The sequence below is a fragment of the Acinetobacter sp. NCu2D-2 genome (assembly GCF_001647675.1).
Lineage (GTDB): Bacteria > Pseudomonadota > Gammaproteobacteria > Pseudomonadales > Moraxellaceae > Acinetobacter.
Map to the genome: position 1 here is coordinate 457719 of NZ_CP015594.1, position 18908 is coordinate 476626.

The following is an 18908-nucleotide window of genomic DNA, read 5'->3' on the forward strand; positions in this document are numbered from 1 at the left end:
CTTAAACTTCTAAATACTGAATATAAAAAGCATCATGCCATAGTGCTGGCAGGATGCTCAAAACTATTTACCAGACTTTATTTAGTATTTGAACGTTACGCCTGCTGACGCTAAACGACCACCGTTGATGTAATAACTACCGCTGCCATAAGCTGTACGATATTTGCTATCACCCACATTTTGAATATTGACAAATAACTTCATAACATCATTAGCGTTGTAATAACCATGCATATCGATATTGAAATGACCTGGAATACGGACATTATCGTATGCACTGTTATCAGAAGATGAGTTGGCAGTTAGTGTAGTAGAAAGGCCAAAAGTTGGCTCCTGCCAACCTGCTGTAAATGCAACTTTTTGACGAGGACGACGGCTTAAATCTTCATTTGTGGAATCATCTTTGGCACGAACATAATTATAGCTTGTGCTCAGGTACAGATGGTCACCTGTCCATTTCAGATAAGCTTCAGCACCTTTTATTGTGGTTTTATCAATATTGAGATTTTGATAAACAGCATCATATCCGTCACATAATGAGATACATTCGGAGTCTATTAGGTTTTTGACTTTAGTTTTATATGTCGAAACACCTGTACTAACGCCGTAATTAAGTTGTTGATCTAAACCAATTTCATAAGAAATACTTTTTTCTGGATCTAAATTAGGATTACCACCATACGCATAAAGTTCATTTAGATTTGGTGCTCTAAAAGCACTGCCAATATTAGTGTAAACACTTGTTAGTGGTGAAATTTGATAACGAATACCAGCTTGGGCTACGGTATTAGTTCCATATTTATCATTATCTTCTAGACGTAAGCCGAGTTGGGTATGAATCCCATCCGTATTGTATTGATGTTGAATATAATAGCCTTTGGAATCAACACTTGAATTAATTTTAGTCCCATAAGAGAGGGCATCTGCTTCTATCTTTTGATAGGTCGTTCCCAAAGCGATATTTTGTTCAGATGTAAACTGCCATATTGCATATATGTCAGCTTCTTGTGTTTTGCTGAGCACATAGTCATATTGACCTAGATAATTGCTTTGGTTCTGCAGTAGATCATCTTTAAACTGAGACAATCTTGCATTTAATTCAATTGAAGGCTGGATTTGAACACTACCTTTCAGATTGATAATTTCATTTTTAAAATCCTGATCGGTCAAAGCGCCAGAATTGTTGTATTGGCTGTTACCTTTGTTTTGGCTGTAGTCCAAAGATAGACCATAAGTATCTTTATCTACACCAATTTTGGCACTATAGCCTTTTTGTTCGAAAGCCGCTTTAGGATTGTTTTGACTTTCTTTAACTGCTGTTCCATCCGTTTCTAAGCGTTGACCACGGATTTGAGCATAAAGTCCATCTTTTGCCAGATCTACACCGATTAAAGATTTATAGGTTTTATTTTCACCGATTTCGCCTGTCACAAATGCACTGGTTTTTTCAGGTGTTTTGGAAATAAGCTGTACTACACCACCAATTGCATCTGTTCCATAAAGCACAGATGCGGGACCTTTAAGAATTTCAATTTGCTTGATATCGGTTGTGTCAAGGAAAGGAATACTTGCTGCACCTGTAGTTGAAGTATTTAAGCGGACACCATCACGTAAAACTAACGCTTGAGTCGAGTTTGTTCCACGAAGAAAAATTGAAGATTGCTGACCCAAATCACCTAGTTGGACAATATTTGCTGAAGCTTCTGATTTTAAAAGCTCAGGAAATGAGGCAATAGGTGATTGTTCAATAATATTGGGCTCAATGATCGAAATGCGTGCGGGAACATCCTGAATGTTTTGTTCAGAACGTGTGGCGGTCACCACAATGGTCTCTAAAGATGTTTTCGCAGTCGTTACTGTTTCCGCAAAAACAGATGAACTAGAACCCAACGCAAGTGCGATTGCACCGACCAAAGCAGTCGGCTGAAATTGAATAGACATGATGTGCTCCATACATTCACTTCCCCGTGAATGACTGAGTGAGAGAACACAACAAGCAGGTATCCGGACTTAAATGTGCACATGCTCATATGCTGAATATCCACCTTCCCATAGCCGAGCTACAGTGGTGTAAACCATTTGGTTTATAAAGATAAACGTTTCATTTTACCGTTGCGGGGGCAGTGTTGGATTCGCACCAACTTCCCTAAAGCCAAAGCTTAAACTTGTTGCAAAGTGTGGCAAGTATAAAGAGCGCATAGCATTTAAACAATCAAGATGCAGAAATATGCGCCTGAACTTTACGCAAGCTGAAAAAATTGCTTTACAATGACTCGCCTTATTTCATAGATCGGCTATGAAGTTGGCAGAGGGTAGAGTCAAAAAAATATGCGTACGCGTGCCAAAATTTGTGGAATCACTCGACTGCAAGACGTCAAAGCAGTGGTCGATGCCGGGGCAGATGCCATCGGTTTTGTGTTTTATCCACCAAGTCCAAGAGCGGTCAGCGCTGAACAAGCAGCCGAATTGATTCAAGCGATTCCACCTTATGTGCAAACGGTGGGACTCTTTGTGAATCAAACACTTGAACAGATTCAAGCCATCATCAACATCGCAAACATCGACATTTTGCAGTTTCATGGCGATGAATCGGCTGAGACTTGCCAAGCCATTGCAGCGCATGTCGGTCGCCGTTGGTACAAAGCCATTCAGGTTAAACCTGACTTAGATGTCGTGGCTGAAATTGCAAAATATCAGGCAGCAGGGGCGAGTGCGGTACTGTTAGATGCATGGCATCCTGAGCTCAAAGGTGGCACGGGACACAGTTTTGACTGGACAACTTTTCCAAAATTAAATCTTCCCTTGATCTTGGCAGGGGGCTTAAACCCTGACAATATCGAGCAGGCAATTCTTACCACACAGGCTTATGCTGTGGATGTAAGTGGCGGTGTCGAGTCCGCTAAAGGTATTAAAGACCAACAACTCATCGAACGCTTTATGCAAGGAGTCCTACGTGGATCAGCAAAATAATGTGATTGACTATACCCAATTCCCTGACGAAAAAGGGCATTTCGGTATCCATGGCGGACGTTTTGTGTCAGAAACTCTGATGGCAGCTCTAGAAGACCTAGAAAAGCTATATTTCCGTATGAAAAATGACGAACAGTTTTTGGCAGAATTCGACCGTGACCTCGCTTTTTATGTAGGTCGTCCTAGTCCGCTTTATCATGCTGAACGATGGTCGAAGGAGTTGGGTGGTGCGCAAATTTACTTAAAACGTGAAGACTTAAACCATACTGGCTCCCATAAAGTAAACAATACGATTGGTCAGGCATTGCTTGCAAAGCTGTCAGGTAAAAAACGTATTATTGCAGAAACAGGCGCAGGTCAGCATGGTGTCGCAACCGCAACGATTGCAGCACGTTTAGGTCTTGAGTGCGTGGTGTTTATGGGTGCTGAGGACGTAAAACGTCAAGCCATGAACGTCTATCGTATGCGTTTGCTTGGCGCAACCGTTGTGCCTGTAGAAAGTGGCTCTAAAACCTTAAAAGATGCCATGAACGAAGCGATGCGTGACTGGGTCACTAACGTTGATTCAACCTACTATGTGATTGGTACTGTGGCAGGTCCACATCCATACCCACAATTGGTTCGTGATTTCCAATCGATTATTGGTCGTGAAGCACGTCGTCAAATTCAAGAACAAGCAGGTCGCCTACCTGATGCATTGGTGGCATGTGTCGGTGGTGGTTCAAATGCGATGGGCTTGTTCTATCCATTCTTGAACGATCAAGATGTGAAAATGTATGGTGTCGAAGCAGCAGGCTATGGTATCGAAACAGGCAAACACTCTGCACCGCTGAATGCTGGTCATGTTGGTGTCCTACACGGTAACCGTACTTATTTGATGTCAGATGAACAAGGTCAGATTATTGAAACCCATTCAATTTCTGCAGGTCTAGACTATCCGGGTGTCGGTCCTGAGCATAGTTTCTTAAAAGATATGGATCGTGTGAAATACGTACCGATCAATGACCAAGAAGCGCTTCAAGGTTTCCGTGATTTAACCAAAATTGAAGGGATTATTCCTGCGCTTGAAAGTTCACATGCCATGGCATACGTGACTAAACTTGCACCAACCATGGATAAAGACCAAATTATCATTGCAACCGTTTCAGGTCGTGGTGATAAAGATTTAATGACCGTTGCCCGTATTGATGGCGTGGAAATGGTGGAGATGTAAAAAAATCTCCCTAACCCTCTTTAAGAAAGAGGGGATAGCCCTCCTTTGGTAAAGGAGGGTTGGGAGGATTTAAAAATCGCATTCAAGCAATTGGATGCGATTTTTTATGTGGTGAAAAAAATAAAAAGTTCCCCGAAATTTGAGTTGTGAATCGGCGACATGGATGTCGCATGTGTTTCTGTGATACAGGGAAGTATCATTAGAAATACAAAATGGTTTTCTTACGAAGCTACGCTTTTCATTTCGCAGAAAAAAAGTAAGGCAGTTTGGATTGTGAATCTATTTCAGATTCAGGTTTGAAAATCTATTTCATGGACCTAGATTTACGTTACTTTGGATAAGCCCAAAGTAACCAAAGGCTTTCTGTTGAGCAGATATTACATCCCTATAATACTGCTCAACGGCGACATCCATGTCGCCAACGCGTATCAAAGAATGGTGATTTATATTTAAAAATAGATTTGCTCGAATTTTTAATAACCTATAAAAAATAACAACAGCGGCTATTCATCATTTTCAATAGTGGTACAGCTAGCCTTATCGTATCATAAAAAACCTCTCGCCAGCCGCCAAAGGAATCTCAACATGCCTAGTTTATTTATCGTCATGCTTGGTGGTCGCCATCAGCGTGCCAATACCGAAGTCCATGATGTGGTGCTTACTGTCGGAGAGTCTTTAGAAGAGACCTATCCGCAGCTTAAAACCGCATGGTTTGGTGAGCAAAAAGGCTTGCATATTGATGCATGGGCACAAATTAATGGTGTTGAGTTTGAAGCTAAAAAATACCAACTGCAATTTACTGATGCTGCACCGAATCAAGCTGATGAAAAACTTTGGCTGATTAATTTAGGTGGTTACGATGCCCGTGAGTTTGGTGAGTTACATCGCTATGTTTTGGTGGTGGCACAAAACCATATGGTGGCAAAACAACGTGGTAAGGTTTACTTTGCATCACATTGGCAAAAACAGCATACGGATCGCGTGCTAGATGTTGATGACTGTATTGCCATTGATCATGTGCATGGTCGTTATGTGCAATTAGTCGAGGGCAAGTTTAGTGGCAACTGTTGGGAAAATTGCTACATCACGATTGGTTAAATGCTGCTGTGATGAAAAAATTATACAGCTTAAGATATCCATCTGAAAAGTTGAGCTTTGATCAATTTCTTATGCATAATAAAGCTCAATTAAAAAATGAATGACCTACATGAGATGTCATCAATGGATCTGATTCAACCAAATGGTCAACCACGCTATGGGCGTTTTCAAGAAGTTCCCAAAACGATTGATTATGAACGCTATCAATATAAAACACCGTATGGAAAGATATTAAAAGGCTGGCGTAAGCAATTAAAATACAAAAAGTTTAAGTTTTTTAGCATTCAGCATGAGCACTACACCATTGGTCTAGCCATCGCTGATATTACATGGGCAGGGCATGGATTTTTCTATATTTATAATCATTTGACTTCAGAAGTGGTGGATTGGAACGCGATTAATATTTTATCGCGGCATACTCATCTTGATGAACAGCCCTTGTTTAATCAAAGTTATTTTCATCATTCACCCTTTAGGCTCGATATTCAGCATGCCAATGGCGTGAGATATATCACTGTAACAAAACACGGCGATTTAAAATTAAGTGCACGTATTTTCTGTGCCGGTACAGATCCCTTGAGTATGTGTAGCCCCACAGGTATTAATGGCTGGACCTATACGCAAAAACTCACAACTTTAGGATGCGAAGGCTATTTCATCAATAAACAAGGTCAAACCGTACAATTTGATGATCGAACTTTTGTGTCTTTAGATGATACCTGTGGCTTTTTACGCCCTGAAACAGCATGGTTTTGGCTGTCTTGTAATTTTTGGGATGCTCAGGAAAATCGTGTCGGAATTAACTTAGCATCCGGTGTGAATGAAAGTTTTGGTAATGAAAATTGTCTCTGGATTAATGGAACACTTTATCCATTGGCAGATGTTCTTTTTGAGCAAGTTTCTGAAACTGAATGGAAGATCCACTCCCTAGATGGAAAATTAAAACTCAGTCTGACGACAGGTTGGCGCCGTTTTGAAAATCTCAATTTACGTTTGGTAGGAAGTCAATTCAGTCAATGGCAAGCCAAAATTAGTGGCACCATTCAGCAAGATGATCAAGAAGTTGTCTTGAATAATGAGTATGGGCTACTAGAGCAGCATTATGCCAAGTGGTAATAAAAAAGCCTTCAAATGATGAAGGCTTTTTTATTTGATTAATTATCTTGTGCCGCTTGCCAAAAGGCTTCGCCAGCTAGAATCGGATCACCTGTTTCTTCTAAGGTTTTTACCCATACATCGTATTGTGCAATAACGGGATGCTGACTAGGATGAAAATCCTTTTTAAACCAATCGCGATATTGCTTACTCATTCGAGTTAAAGTGCCGTTTTTCCCAAAGAACCAAGGTAAACCTTTGATATTCATTTTTAAGCGTTGCATCGGAGTAAAGCCATCATATTTCAACATGACATTGGCACGATACATGGTGAAGCCAAACATCAGCACAGTGGTGGTTAATAATGTGCTCTTACGTAACCATTCGGGTGTGTGTGCGACATCTTTCATGACATCAAATGCAACATCACGATGTTCCATTTCTTCAATGGCATGCCATGCAAAAAGCGCCCTTACATATGGATGACCTTCTTTTAAGGTTGATTTTTGTCCATAAAAGGTTTCTGCCATCAGCGCAGTCAAATGTTCGGCTGCAGCAGTCATAGCAATATTGTATTGCGGTGAGCGTTTTTCGAGTTCAAATTTAAAAATTTTGTTTAATCGTTGGATAAATTGATCCACCGGCATACCTTGTTTGCGCATGACTTGATTCATTTTGTCATGTGCAATGCCGTGCTGTGCTTCTTGGCGAATAAAATCCGCGACACGTTTTTGTAGGTCTGGATCGGTAATTTGATCGCGGAACAGACGGACACTTTGAATAAAATAACGTTCGCCATCGGGGAAGGTGAGGCTTAGTGCGTCAAACATACGAGTAATAAACGGATCGCTACCAAACCAATAGCGAGGGATTTCATCCAGTTTAAAATCAAGATTGGTGCGAACCACCGGCATAACGGATGTTTTTAATGGTACATTCATTTTGATTATTCTGCTCGATTCGATAGTTCATAGTATGGCGTAGGCACCACTAATTGTTTTGACAGTTGTGGACATTTTTTATACATTTTATGCCAAATGAAAATAAAGCATGTCAGTTTTCAGTGACACTATTGCACGGCTCGAAAGGACATCGTGAATGCAAGAGATTAAAATATCCAATGGCTATGTGCAGTTATGGGCAAGCTATCTGCGCAGTCAACAGATTGAGCCAATCGAGGCTGAATTTTTACAGCACTTACGCCCTCAGCTCATTCATTTGATAGATCAGCCATTCGATACCCAAGTACCATTGGAGCTGCTGAATCAGATTGTGCAGGACACACAGGATTATCTAAAAAGCCCACAATTGATTTTTGATATGGTGCAGGTGATTCGTCCTGAGCATTTTGGGCTATTGGGTTATATGGCCTCCAAAAGCAGCAACTTGTCAGAAATCATTGATTATATTATGCGCTTTCAGCGTTTGGTAATTGATGGTAGTGAATTTGTGCCGCTGCAACTGCGTCAATCAGAACAGGGGATTGAGCTGTATTGGGCGTATTTGGACGATAAATACAATGTACTCAATGAGCTGACCATGGCAGCAATGTTACAACTCGCACGCAGTATTTTACTTGAACAGCAACTTCAACTAAAAACCGTTTATTTTGCCCATGCGCCATCGGTTGCCCCCCAACATTTTTATAAGTTCTTTGCCACCGAAGTGTTATTTTCACAACCTTATTATGGCTTTAGTCTTGATTTAACAGGTTTATATTTACAATCGGAACAGGCTGATCCGATATTATTAAAATTATTGCTGCAGCAAGCTGAACAAGCGATTGCAGTTAAACCAATGCTTGATGATATAGTTTTTCAAGCGCGTAATTTGATAGCTGAACATTTACGTACGACACAGCGCGCTATTAAAATCGAACAGCTTGCACAGCAACTACATATGTCTATTCGGACGCTGCAGCGCAATTTAGAACAAGAAGACACATCATTTAAGAAACTGTTAGAACAAGAGCGTATCAAGCGCTGCGAACAGTTATTGGAACAAAATTATAGTTTTGTAGAGATTGCTGAACTGTTGGATTATTCAGATCAATCTGCTTTGGCACGTGCTTATAAGGCGGCAACAGGTATGACGCTTCTAGCCAGAAAGAAACAAATGAAACAGCCATAAAAAAGCGACCGACTGGCCGCTTAAATACTTAAAAAATTATTAGATTTTGACTTTGGGAAAGCGAAAAGCAATCGCAAGTACAGCAAATATCGCCAAAATCCAACAGTAATACACACCACCAATCAATTCGACAGGGGAAAGTTTAACAATAGAACAAGCCAACAATAACTGCGCACCATAGGGAATTAAGCCTTGTACTACACAAGAGAAAATATCCATCAAGGCTGCAGAGCGTTTAGGATCAACGTCGTACTCTTTTGCAACTTCTCGTGCCATATCACCCGATAAGATAATTGCAACGGTGTTGTTGGCAACAAATAAATTCGAGAAGATAACGAGGAAGCTAATACCAATTTCACCCGCACGTTGACGTCCTACTTTTAATAAACGCGTGATGGCATAAATTTTTTCAATTAACCAGCGCAAACCACCTTCACGTTGCATGATGGCTGATAATCCACCCAAGAACATAGACAGTAATGCAACTTCAAACATACCGACAAAGCCATCATAAATGGCATTATTCAATTTAAGCAGATCAAAGTCAGGTGTTGCCATTAAACCAAAGATACCCGATAACACAATTCCAAGGGTTAAAATGGCTAATACATGCAGACGGCTAAAAGCGAGAACAAAAACGGCGATATAAGGTAGAACCAAGAGCCAATTAAAATCCTTATATTCAACGGCGTTCGATTCACTGCTGCTGAGCATATAGAGAGCTAAGGTGATAATGGATGCGGGAACGGCAATCCAAACATTGACTTTAAATTTGTCACGCAGCTCAACTTTTTGACTGGTCGTTGCCGCAATCGTGGTGTCAGAAATCATGGAAAGATTATCACCAAACATCGCACCACCGACCACAGCACCAATAGCAATGACCACACTGAGATCGGTCACTTGTGCAAAACCAAAGGCAATTGGTGCACATGCGGCAATTGTTCCCATCGAAGTTCCCATTGCAGTCGCAATAAATGCAGAAATGACGAACAACATAGGAAGGACAAATTGAGGCGGTATGAACGACAATCCCATTTGTACAGTGGCATCGACACTACCGATAGTTGAGCTGACACTGGCAAATGCACCGGCAAGCATGAACACCATGAACATTAGAATTAAATTCGGATGCCTCGCACCTTTAAGAAATTCTTCAATACCTTGGTTGAGTTTCCCGCGATACACTAATGCAGCCAAGATAATCGCAGGCAATGCGGCAACAGGGGCTTTGACTTGATAGAACGCCATTTCTGTGCCGATCAAGGTGTGATAAATCCCGCTACCTAAAAAAATGGTTAAAAAAACAATGAGGGGCAGCAGTGCAATTGCTCGCGCATGCACCGTACCTTCAGATTCTGTCTGCATAGGAGATAAAAAAATAGGAGAATAGGTGTAGTATAAAACAGGTTTTGCTATTTCTAAAAAATATTATCTAAACAAGCTAAGACTTCTATTTTTAACATTTTTTTAACGATAAAAATAAGTTTTTCTAAATATTCACTATTTTAGTAATTCCTGAAAATAGGCATCTTTGATCATTGAGAAAAAAATCAAAATATTCGTAAATACTGTTTTTCGGGTTGTTCTGAAATCTACACGCAAAGCAGCAAATGTATTTGTGCTGTTTTGCGCACTGTTCAATGGACAAAAAATAGCGTTACAATGCGGAGTCTTGTAATTTTACATAGTCAATGCCTCAAGTTTGAAACACGTTAAGGAAAGCTCAACCCTATGTCACGTTTAGCCACTCGATTTGAACAACTTAAATCTCAACAGCGTAAAGCTTTAGTTTCTTATGTAATGGCTGGCGATCCTCATCCGGAAGTTACTGTGCCATTGCTTCATCAAATGGTGGATGCAGGTGTCGACGTAATTGAATTAGGTCTTCCTTTTTCAGACCCAATGGCAGATGGTCCAGTCATCGCATTGGCTGCTGAGCGTGCCCTTGCAGGTGGAACCAATACCCTTGATGCCCTAAATATGGTGAAAGAATTTCGTTTAAAAGATAGCGAAACACCTGTGGTACTCATGGGATATTTAAATCCTGTTGAAGTGATTGGCTATGAAAAATTTGTGGCGTATGCCAATGAATGTGGTGTTGATGGTGTACTTCTTGTGGATTTACCACCTGAAGAAGCAGATGATTTTAAAACTGTATTGCAAAAATACGATATGGATCAAATCTTCTTGCTTGCACCAACCTCAACAGATGCACGTATTCAACATGTAGTTAAACAAGCCAGCGGCTTTATTTACTATGTATCGTTGAAAGGTGTCACAGGTGCAGCGACTTTAGACGTGTCTGAAGCGGCTGCCCGCATTGAAAAGATTAAAGCTGTGACCAATGTTCCTGTGGGCGTAGGTTTTGGTATTAGCGATGCTGCATCTGCGAAAGCGATGGGTGTTGCTGCCGATGCCGTAATTGTAGGGAGTGCATTTGTGAAACAATTTGCCTCACTTGCACCAGAGCAAGCTGTTGTTGAAACAGTGAATAAAGTCAAGGAGCTTCGAGCAGCGCTCGATGAGTTAGTATGAGTCAACCAGTGAAATCAGGCAAAATTCTGAGCCCATCGACCCCGTGGACTGAACGTCATGTTCCGGGTATTCACATGCCAGATGAGCAAACTACACTTAAAGCAACATTTACTGAACCGACCATTGAGTGTCCAGAATGTCATGCTTTGGTGACACGTACTGCGATGTCATTTAACGCCTATGTCTGTCCGCAATGCGACGAACATTTGCGTATGAAAGCCCGTGATCGTTTGAACTGGTTCTTTGACCAAGTTCAAACTGAAATGGGTCAAGAATTTACTGCGAAAGATCCACTTAAGTTTGTCGATAGCAAAGCGTATCCTGACCGTATGGCGGAAGCGCAAAAGAAAACTGGTGAGACTGAAGCATTAGTGGTCATGCAAGGGTTGCTGAAAGGCGTACCCATGATCGCAACAGCCTTTGAATTTGATTTCATGGGCGGTTCAATGGGTACGGTTGTGGGTGACCGTTTTGTTCAAGCAGCAGAGCGTGCAATTGAACTACAACAGCCATTGATCTGTTTTGCTGCATCTGGTGGTGCGCGTATGCAAGAAGGCATGTTGTCTTTAATGCAAATGGCACGTACTTCAGCAGCGATTCAGCGTCTTAAAGAAGCGGGCTTACCGTATGTTGTGGTGCTTACACATCCAGTTTATGGTGGTGTGACCGCATCTTTAGCTATGCTGGGTGATGTACATTTGGCTGAGCCTAAAGCGATGATCGGCTTTGCAGGTAAGCGTGTAATTGAACAAACTGTGCGCGAAAAATTGGATGAACCATTCCAACGTGCTGAATATTTGCTTGATCATGGTGTGATCGATCAAATCGTTCATCGTCACGCATTACGTGATACAGTTTACCGTATTGTCGCGAAATTGATGAATTTGCCTTGAATACAGCACCATTAGCAACAGATTCACTTGATACATGGCTCGACTATTGGAGCCATGTTCACGTTACAGGAATTGATTTAGGTCTCGAGCGAGTTATTCCCGTTGCGGAACAGCTCGGTGTGACGTCGCCAGCAGCAAAAGTGTTGACGGTGGCTGGGACCAATGGTAAGGGTTCAACCACAACAACTTTGGCATCAATTTTAAATGCACAAGGTTATAAAGTTGGACTCTATCAATCTCCGCATGTTTATCGTTTTAATGAACGTGTCAAATTACGTGGTATCAAAGTTGAAGATCAGTTGCTGATTGATGCTTTTGTTAAAGTTGATCAAGCACGTCGCGCTTGTGATCTGACTTTATCGTTCTTTGAAGCAACCACACTTGCGGCATTTGTGATTTTTAAAGATCAAGAATGCGATGTGTGGGTGCTTGAAGTGGGTTTAGGCGGTCGACTGGATGTAGTCAATGTTGTTAATCCAAATGTAGCGGTGATTACCAATATTGGTCTTGATCATACTGAATGGTTAGGCGATACCATTGAGAAAATTGCTTTTGAAAAAGCAGGAATCATGCGTCCAAATATTCCAGTAGTGTTTGGTGGGAAACAACAGATTCCCCAAGCGATTTTAAACAAAGCTGCAGATTGCCAAGCAACTCTTTATGCACTCGATCGTGATTATTTTTATACGCTCAATGAAGATGGTCAGTCTTGGTCATTTGCCTCTGCAGGAACAACTTTAAATTTACCAACAGGTAGTTTGGCGGTTGATAATATTTCAACTGCAGTTGCTGCGATTTTGCTCAGTGATTTACACGTTACACAAGAGGCAATCGCGCAAGGTATTCATAATGCGAAATTACCTGGACGATTCGAAATACGTCAAATCAAAGATAAGACCGTTATTTTTGATGCAGGGCACAATCCGCATGGCGTCGAATTTTTGCTAAAACAATTGCGTAATTTTCTAAATTACAATAAACAATATACTCAAGTATCGTGTGTGTTCTCGATGTTGGGTGATAAAGATATCCAATCTGTGGTTGGTTTGTTAAAAGCGCATATTCAAAAATGGAATATTGCAGCATTAACAGTACCACGCGCAGCAGAATTATCGGTTTTGAGTAGTGCTTTGACTGGTCAAAATGTTGAAATCTTTGATAACGTAAAATTAGCTTTTCAATCAGCGCTCGATGATACAAATAAAAATCAGCTGATCTTGGTATGTGGTTCATTTCATACTTTGGAAGCGGTATGGGAGTATTTGCAAGAATGTCAATGAATAACAAGCAACGCTGGATGGGCGGCGTTGTTTTACTCGGTGGTGGTATTTTATTGGCCGCTTTACTGTTAAAAGGTAAAGATGAAATCGACATTCAACACCAGAATACTTTAGATGAGTCTGCACAAGTGGAAGGTGCTGAAAAAAATACGCCTAAAAATACCTTAACACTCGATGTTGAAACCGAAAAACGTTTGCTTGAACAACAGCGTCGTGACCGTGAAAAATCAGTGGCAGAGCAAGAAGCACGTGCCGCTGAATTTTTAGCGATGCAGCAACAAGCGGAAGCAGATGCAGCACGTAAAGCGGCGGAAGAATATGCCGCACTTAACGCGCATCGTATGGGACAGCAAAGTTCTGACAATATTCCACCTGAGTTAGTTGAAGACGAAAAAGCGAAACAGAAGCGTATGGCTGAAGATAAAGCCAATGCTGAAAAGAAGCTAACGCAGCAAAAAGCTGAACAAGAAAAACAACATGCTTCTAGTGATGCTGCAAAGAAAGAGGCTGAGCGTAAAGCTGCTGAGAAGAAAAAAGCAGAAGAAAAGCTAAAAGCTGAAGAAGCGCGTAAGGCTTCTGCGAAAAAAGAAGCTGAACATAAAGCGGCTGAAAAGAAAAAGGCTGAGGAAAAACACAAAGCTGAAGAAGCAAAGAAAAAAGCTGAAGCTGAAAAAGCACGTAAATTGCTTGAAGGCGACCACGATAAACAGTGGATGGTGCAAGTGGCATTGGCAGCAAATGCCGCGAATGCAGATGCAATTGCAGCGAAACTTCGTGCGAAAGGCTATAAAGTAACTAAGAGCCCAACGTCTAAAGGGATTCGTATTATGGTCGGCCCTGCGAAAGACCGTGAAGCTGCGGATGCAACGCGTAAAAAGATTGCATCGGATAGTAGCTTAAATATGAAATCCGCTTGGGTGAACGAGTGGGTTCCATTAGATAAGCGTTAATACTTAAAGCATTAAAAAAGCCCATCACATGATGGGCTTTTTTAATTCATCGAAACTCAGGCTCGTAAAATGAGTTTGGATTCTTATTTTGCTCTGCATGTTTTATGAAGTGCTGCGGCTAACTTTTGAATCATTAAAACAAGGATTTCAATTTTGTTGCTCGAAGCATAGCTTCTCGTGTTGCGCAAGGGTAAAGTGTAACTTTCCTTATCTTTACAGCCTCAGCATAGCTGAGGCTCTTGCGCTCGGGTTAAACATCGTTTCATATTGAGAACTACGCGCTTCGTTTGTCTTGCGCCAAATTAAGGCAGCTCTTTTAATTTTTCCACTCGAAGCATAGCTTCTCATCTTTTGCTCGGGCGAAGCAGTATTGCATTTTAAGGACTACGCACTTCGCTTGTCTTGCGAAAAACTAAAGCAGCGCTTTAGTTTTTCTCGGGCTGTGGCGTGAGGCGAAGATAAGGGGTCACTGCCTTATAACCTTTCGGGAAGCGTTGTTTGATTTCTTCCTCATCCTTAAGTGAAGGTACGATTACCACGTCATCGCCATGTTGCCAGTTGGCAGGGGTTGCCACTTTGTGGTTGTCTGTGAGTTGGAGTGAATCCACAACACGTAAGATTTCATGGAAGTTACGACCTGTGGATGCTGGATACGTAATAATCAAACGTACTTTTTTATTTGGATCGATAATCACCAATGAACGCACAGTTAAGGTTTCACTCGCATTTGGATGAATAAAGTCATATAGCGTCGATACCTTACGATCCTGATCAGCAATGATTGGAAAGTTAACTGTGGTCTCTTGTGTTTCGTTAATATCTTTAATCCAGCCATGATGAGATTCAACATCATCAACCGAAAGCGCAATCGCTTTTACACCGCGTTTTTCAAATTCATCTTTCAGCTTTGCTGTAAATCCGAGTTCAGTCGTGCAGACAGGTGTGTAATCTGCAGGATGTGAAAATAAAATTCCCCAACTATCGCCTAAGAACTCATAAAAATTAATCAAGCCTTGGCTAGATTGCTGTTCGAAATTTGGTGCTGTGTCGCCTAAACGTAAACTCATGTTGTTGCCTCAATTTTTGTGTGTATTGTTTTGGATGAATCTAATATGAGGGAATTTTTTTATTATGAAAAATAGTGTTTTTAGCTTTTTATATGAAATAAATAGATAAGTGAAATATCCATTTATCTAGAAAATAATAATTCAGTCACGTGAATCACTATGTTGCTTAGGTAAAATTTGCTACATTACTTTGCCTTAGTCTCAGGGTTAGAACTGGGGATGGGATTTTTTCAGAGCTTTATTTGCTAAAACCCTTGTAGTTCAAATTTCTAACACCATAATAACGTCTAAGAACATATTTATTTGATAAGCAAGATTTAGAGAGTCTATTCATGTTGGCAAGTCTGATCGGAGGAATCTTCGGTACCAAAAATGAGCGCGAACTCAAACGCATGCGTAAAATCGTTGATAAGATTAATGCGCTCGAGCCGACGATATCAGTCCTTAGCGATGCAGACCTATCTGCAAAAACTGAAGAATTCAAACAACGATATAATAAAGGCGAAAGCTTAGATAAATTATTACCAGAAGCTTTTGCGGTCTGCCGTGAAGCAGCAAAACGTGTCATGGGTATGCGTCACTACGACGTACAGTTGATTGGTGGTATTACCTTACATGAAGGTAAAATTGCTGAAATGCGTACGGGTGAAGGTAAAACCCTGATGGGTACCTTGGCATGTTATCTTAATGCCATTAGTGGCCTTGGCGTACATGTGATTACCGTGAACGATTATTTGGCACAACGTGATGCTGAATTAAACCGTCCATTGTTTGAATTCTTAGGTCTTAGCATTGGTGTGATTTACTCAATGCAAGATCCTACCGAAAAATCACAAGCGTACCGTGCTGACATTACTTACGGTACCAATAACGAATTCGGTTTCGATTACTTACGTGACAACATGGTGTTCTCTCTTGCCGAGAAGAAACAACGTGGTTTGGTCTATGCGATTATCGATGAGGTCGATTCGATCCTGATTGATGAAGCACGTACACCATTGATTATTTCTGGTCAAAGTGAAGATTCATCTCAGCTTTATGCTGCAATCAATACTATTCCACCAAAACTTCATGCGCAAAAAGAAGAGAAAGTGGCGGATGGTGGTCATTTCTGGATTGATGAAAAACAACGTTCTGTTGAAATTACCGAAGTTGGTTTTGAGTTTGTTGAAAATGAACTGATTGCCATGGGCTTGCTTGCTGAAGGTGAGAGCCTTTATTCAGCATCGAACCTAAACCTTGTACATCATGTGACTGCTGCCATTCGTGCACATTACCTGTATCAACGTAACGTACATTACATCATCCATGAAGGTGAAGTGATCATCGTCGATGAAAATACAGGCCGTACGATGCCGGGTCGTCGTTGGTCAGAAGGTTTGCATCAGGCTGTTGAAGCAAAAGAAGGTTTGGAAATCCAACCTGAGAACCAAACGCTTGCAACTACAACTTTCCAGAACTATTTCCGCTTATACAAAAAGCTTTCAGGTATGACAGGTACTGCTGATACTGAAGCTGCGGAAATGAAAGAAATTTATGGATTAGATGTCGTTCTGATTCCAACCCATCGTCCGATGATCCGTAATGACCAAAATGATTTAATTTACTTAAACCGTGAAGGTAAATACAACGCGATTATTCAAGAAATCTTACGTGTACACGAAGCAGGTGTTGCACCGATTCTGATTGGTACAGCAACGATTGATGCCTCAGAAATTCTATCTGAAAAACTCAAAGCTGCTGGCATTCAGCACGAAGTATTGAATGCGAAACAACACGAACGCGAAGCTGATATTATTGCGCAAGCGGGTGCACCGCGCGCAGTGACTATTGCCACTAACATGGCGGGTCGTGGTACAGATATTCTGTTGGGTGGTAACTGGAAAGCATTGCTTGCCAAAATTGAAAATCCAACGCCTGAAGATGAAGCTCGTCTAAAAGCAGAATGGGAAGCCAATCATGATGCAGTACTTGCATCAGGTGGTTTGCATATTATTGGTTCAGAGCGTCACGAATCTCGCCGTATTGATAACCAGCTCCGTGGTCGTGCAGGTCGTCAAGGTGACCCGGGTGTGTCGCGCTTCTACTTATCACTTGAAGATGACTTGATGCGTATCTTCGCAGGTGATCGTATTGTATCGATGATGCGTGCGATGGGTCTGAAAGAAGATGAAGCGATTGAACACAAAATGGTGTCACGCTCAATCGAAAATGCGCAGCGTAAAGTTGAAGCACGTAACTTCGATATTCGTAAGAACTTGTTGAAATACGATGACGTAAATAACGAACAACGTAAAATTATTTACTCTCAACGTGATGAAATTTTAGCGGAAAGCACACTTCAAGATTATATTGAAGAAATGCACCGTGAAGTGATGCAAGGCTTAATCGCAACCTACATCCCACCAGAGTCAATCCATGATCAATGGGATATTGAAGGTTTAGAGCATGCATTGCGTGAAGATTTAAACTTCGATGTTCCGGTGGCACAGTGGTTAGAGCAAGACCGTCGCTTAGATGAGGAAGCTTTAATTCGCCGCATTACGGATGAAGTGATCGAGCGTTATCGCTCACGTCGTGAACAAATGGGGCCTGAATCGGCTGCGAGCCTTGAGCGTCACTTTATGTTGAACTCACTCGATCGCCATTGGAAAGAACATTTGGGTGCAATGGATTACTTACGTCAAGGGATTCACTTGCGTGGCTATGCACAGAAAAACCCAGAGCAGGAATACAAAAAAGAAGCATTTAACTTATTTGTAAACATGCTGGCTGTGATTAAGTCTGATGTGGTGATGGATTTGGCACGTATTCATATTCCAACCCCTGAAGAACTTGCTGAAATGGAAGCGCAGCAACAAGCTCAGGCAGAAGCAATGCGTCTACAGCTTTCTCATCAAGAGTTTGATAATTTACTTGATGAAGAAAATGGCGAAGCGCAGCAACAAGCCGCAGCTCAAGAACCGCAGTTTGAACCGCCTGCAAGTCGTAATGCGCCTTGCCCATGTGGTTCAGGATTAAAATACAAACAATGTCACGGTAAAATTTAAGTGATATTTAAAACAGAGTCTTCGGACTCTGTTTTTTTATGTGTCTAAAATGCCGAATTTAGCATTACTATTTGCAGTGAAAAGTTTAAAATGGTATTTAATTGCAATAGATTACCGAGAAGCGGAATACATAATGAAAAAAGTATTAAAACCATTGATGATTGCTGCATTAGCAATTCCAAGTTTGGCATTTGCCAATGAGTCAAATACAACCACTGTTGAAAAAGTGAAACAAGCGATCGGTCCAACGACTGCACCTGTAGTAGTGGATGCGAATGGTCAAGTGACTGTACAAAGTCCACGTACCGGCATTAAGTACACGTTTGCTAATCCAAACCGTCCGATTGTTTTACAAACTGCTGCGATTGCTCCAGCGAATGCTGCAAATGCAGATCGTATTGTGGCATCAAATCCAGCACTTTCTACAGCAAGTCAGCAACAAGCGAAAAAAGCTCTCTTAGATCAAGCAACACAATTGGCGAAAAACTAATTGAGAGCTTGATACAAAAACCAGTCTTGATGACTGGTTTTTTATTGTAAAAAATAAAAGTAAATGGTTGTAGAAAAGGGGCTTTTGCTCGATTTTTTAATCAAGATCAACTAAGCTGTATTTTTCTGTAACTT

15 protein-coding genes and 1 riboswitch are annotated in these 18908 nt (G+C 41.2%); of the genes, 11 read left to right on the forward strand and 4 right to left on the reverse strand.

All coding sequences use genetic code 11. The annotated features are described in order from the left end of the window. Positions 1 to 81: 81 nt before the first annotated feature. On the reverse strand, positions 82 to 1941 hold the full coding sequence (locus tag A3K93_RS02100) for a TonB-dependent receptor plug domain-containing protein (RefSeq protein WP_067728505.1): 1860 nt from the start codon (positions 1939 to 1941) through the stop codon (positions 82 to 84). Between the two features lie 37 nt (positions 1942 to 1978). Next, positions 1979 to 2184, reverse strand: a riboswitch (cobalamin riboswitch). A gap of 144 nt (positions 2185 to 2328) precedes the next feature. On the opposite strand from A3K93_RS02100, the gene A3K93_RS02105 reads away from it, so the two are divergent. The 4 genes from A3K93_RS02105 (at position 2329) to A3K93_RS02120 (ending at position 6397) form a co-directional block, all read left to right on the forward strand. Beyond that, positions 2329 to 2970 (forward strand): phosphoribosylanthranilate isomerase, encoded by a 642-nt coding sequence (locus A3K93_RS02105; RefSeq protein WP_067728507.1) that lies wholly within the window; start codon positions 2329 to 2331, stop codon positions 2968 to 2970. Beyond that, on the forward strand, positions 2954 to 4183 hold the full coding sequence (trpB, locus tag A3K93_RS02110; protein WP_067728509.1) for a tryptophan synthase subunit beta: 1230 nt from the start codon (positions 2954 to 2956) through the stop codon (positions 4181 to 4183). The genes A3K93_RS02105 and trpB overlap by 17 nt, the downstream gene beginning before the upstream one ends. A gap of 585 nt (positions 4184 to 4768) precedes the next feature. Then, complete coding sequence (locus A3K93_RS02115; RefSeq protein ID WP_067728511.1) at positions 4769 to 5281, forward strand: DUF1543 domain-containing protein; 513 nt, start codon at positions 4769 to 4771, stop codon at positions 5279 to 5281. A 123-nt stretch (positions 5282 to 5404) separates the two neighbouring features. Next, positions 5405 to 6397, forward strand: a complete 993-nt coding sequence (locus A3K93_RS02120) for a DUF2804 domain-containing protein (RefSeq protein ID WP_067728513.1) — start codon at positions 5405 to 5407, stop codon at positions 6395 to 6397. 38 nt (positions 6398 to 6435) lie between these two features. Here A3K93_RS02120 and A3K93_RS02125 read toward each other — a convergent pair whose 3' ends face one another. Beyond that, a complete protein-coding gene (locus tag A3K93_RS02125; RefSeq protein ID WP_067728516.1) occupies positions 6436 to 7317 on the reverse strand; it encodes a metal-dependent hydrolase in 882 nt (293 codons plus the stop codon). A gap of 157 nt (positions 7318 to 7474) precedes the next feature. On the opposite strand from A3K93_RS02125, the gene A3K93_RS02130 reads away from it, so the two are divergent. Continuing rightward, the gene (locus tag A3K93_RS02130) at positions 7475 to 8506 is read left to right on the forward strand and encodes an AraC family transcriptional regulator (RefSeq protein ID WP_067728517.1); all 1032 of its coding nucleotides are present in this window, start codon (positions 7475 to 7477) and stop codon (positions 8504 to 8506) included. 39 nt (positions 8507 to 8545) lie between these two features. Here the strand turns inward: A3K93_RS02130 and A3K93_RS02135 are convergent, their stop codons facing one another. Then, positions 8546 to 9874 (reverse strand): Na+/H+ antiporter NhaC family protein, encoded by a 1329-nt coding sequence (locus A3K93_RS02135; RefSeq protein ID WP_067728519.1) that lies wholly within the window; start codon positions 9872 to 9874, stop codon positions 8546 to 8548. Positions 9875 to 10240: 366 nt separating this feature from the next. Between A3K93_RS02135 and trpA the strand changes: the two genes are divergently transcribed. Genes trpA through A3K93_RS02155 form a run of 4 tightly spaced genes read left to right on the forward strand, consistent with a single transcriptional unit; the run spans position 10241 to position 14167 of the window. Then, complete coding sequence (gene trpA / locus A3K93_RS02140; protein ID WP_067728521.1) at positions 10241 to 11044, forward strand: tryptophan synthase subunit alpha; 804 nt, start codon at positions 10241 to 10243, stop codon at positions 11042 to 11044. After that, positions 11041 to 11937, forward strand: coding sequence for an acetyl-CoA carboxylase, carboxyltransferase subunit beta (accD, locus tag A3K93_RS02145; protein ID WP_067728523.1), 897 nt, complete (start codon positions 11041 to 11043; stop codon positions 11935 to 11937). Before trpA ends, accD begins: the two co-directional genes overlap by 4 nt. Then, entirely contained in the window at positions 11934 to 13217 is a 1284-nt protein-coding gene (gene folC, locus A3K93_RS02150) for a bifunctional tetrahydrofolate synthase/dihydrofolate synthase (protein WP_067728525.1), read from the forward strand. Before accD ends, folC begins: the two co-directional genes overlap by 4 nt. Further along, complete coding sequence (locus A3K93_RS02155) at positions 13214 to 14167, forward strand: SPOR domain-containing protein (RefSeq protein ID WP_067728527.1); 954 nt, start codon at positions 13214 to 13216, stop codon at positions 14165 to 14167. The genes folC and A3K93_RS02155 overlap by 4 nt, the downstream gene beginning before the upstream one ends. Positions 14168 to 14592: 425 nt before the next feature. On the opposite strand, the gene A3K93_RS02160 is transcribed toward A3K93_RS02155, so the two are convergent. Continuing rightward, positions 14593 to 15234 carry a peroxiredoxin gene (locus A3K93_RS02160; RefSeq protein WP_067728529.1) on the reverse strand — a complete coding sequence of 214 codons (642 nt, stop codon included), beginning with the start codon at positions 15232 to 15234 and terminating at the stop codon, positions 14593 to 14595. Between the two features lie 332 nt (positions 15235 to 15566). Between A3K93_RS02160 and secA the strand changes: the two genes are divergently transcribed. Then, positions 15567 to 18284 carry a preprotein translocase subunit SecA gene (secA, locus tag A3K93_RS02165; RefSeq protein WP_067728530.1) on the forward strand — a complete coding sequence of 906 codons (2718 nt, stop codon included), beginning with the start codon at positions 15567 to 15569 and terminating at the stop codon, positions 18282 to 18284. A 133-nt stretch (positions 18285 to 18417) separates the two neighbouring features. Then, a complete protein-coding gene (locus A3K93_RS02170) occupies positions 18418 to 18774 on the forward strand; it encodes a hypothetical protein (protein WP_067731644.1) in 357 nt (118 codons plus the stop codon). Positions 18775 to 18908: the final 134 nt, after the last annotated feature.

What these genes read in the sequence shown, in the direction of transcription:
- A3K93_RS02100 (WP_067728505.1), bottom strand. Translation starts at nt 1,941, where the DNA reads ATGTCTATTCAATTTCAGCCGACTGCTTTGGTCGGTGCAATCGCACTT.
- A3K93_RS02105 (WP_067728507.1), top strand. Translation starts at nt 2,329, where the DNA reads ATGCGTACGCGTGCCAAAATTTGTGGAATCACTCGACTGCAAGACGTC.
- A3K93_RS02115 (WP_067728511.1), top strand. Translation starts at nt 4,769, where the DNA reads ATGCCTAGTTTATTTATCGTCATGCTTGGTGGTCGCCATCAGCGTGCC.
- A3K93_RS02120 (WP_067728513.1), top strand. Translation starts at nt 5,405, where the DNA reads ATGGATCTGATTCAACCAAATGGTCAACCACGCTATGGGCGTTTTCAA.
- A3K93_RS02125 (WP_067728516.1), bottom strand. Translation starts at nt 7,317, where the DNA reads ATGAATGTACCATTAAAAACATCCGTTATGCCGGTGGTTCGCACCAAT.
- A3K93_RS02130 (WP_067728517.1), top strand. Translation starts at nt 7,475, where the DNA reads ATGCAAGAGATTAAAATATCCAATGGCTATGTGCAGTTATGGGCAAGC.
- A3K93_RS02135 (WP_067728519.1), bottom strand. Translation starts at nt 9,874, where the DNA reads ATGCAGACAGAATCTGAAGGTACGGTGCATGCGCGAGCAATTGCACTG.
- trpA (WP_067728521.1), top strand. Translation starts at nt 10,241, where the DNA reads ATGTCACGTTTAGCCACTCGATTTGAACAACTTAAATCTCAACAGCGT.
- accD (WP_067728523.1), top strand. Translation starts at nt 11,041, where the DNA reads ATGAGTCAACCAGTGAAATCAGGCAAAATTCTGAGCCCATCGACCCCG.
- A3K93_RS02155 (WP_067728527.1), top strand. Translation starts at nt 13,214, where the DNA reads ATGAATAACAAGCAACGCTGGATGGGCGGCGTTGTTTTACTCGGTGGT.
- A3K93_RS02160 (WP_067728529.1), bottom strand. Translation starts at nt 15,234, where the DNA reads ATGAGTTTACGTTTAGGCGACACAGCACCAAATTTCGAACAGCAATCT.
- secA (WP_067728530.1), top strand. Translation starts at nt 15,567, where the DNA reads ATGTTGGCAAGTCTGATCGGAGGAATCTTCGGTACCAAAAATGAGCGC.
- A3K93_RS02170 (WP_067731644.1), top strand. Translation starts at nt 18,418, where the DNA reads ATGAAAAAAGTATTAAAACCATTGATGATTGCTGCATTAGCAATTCCA.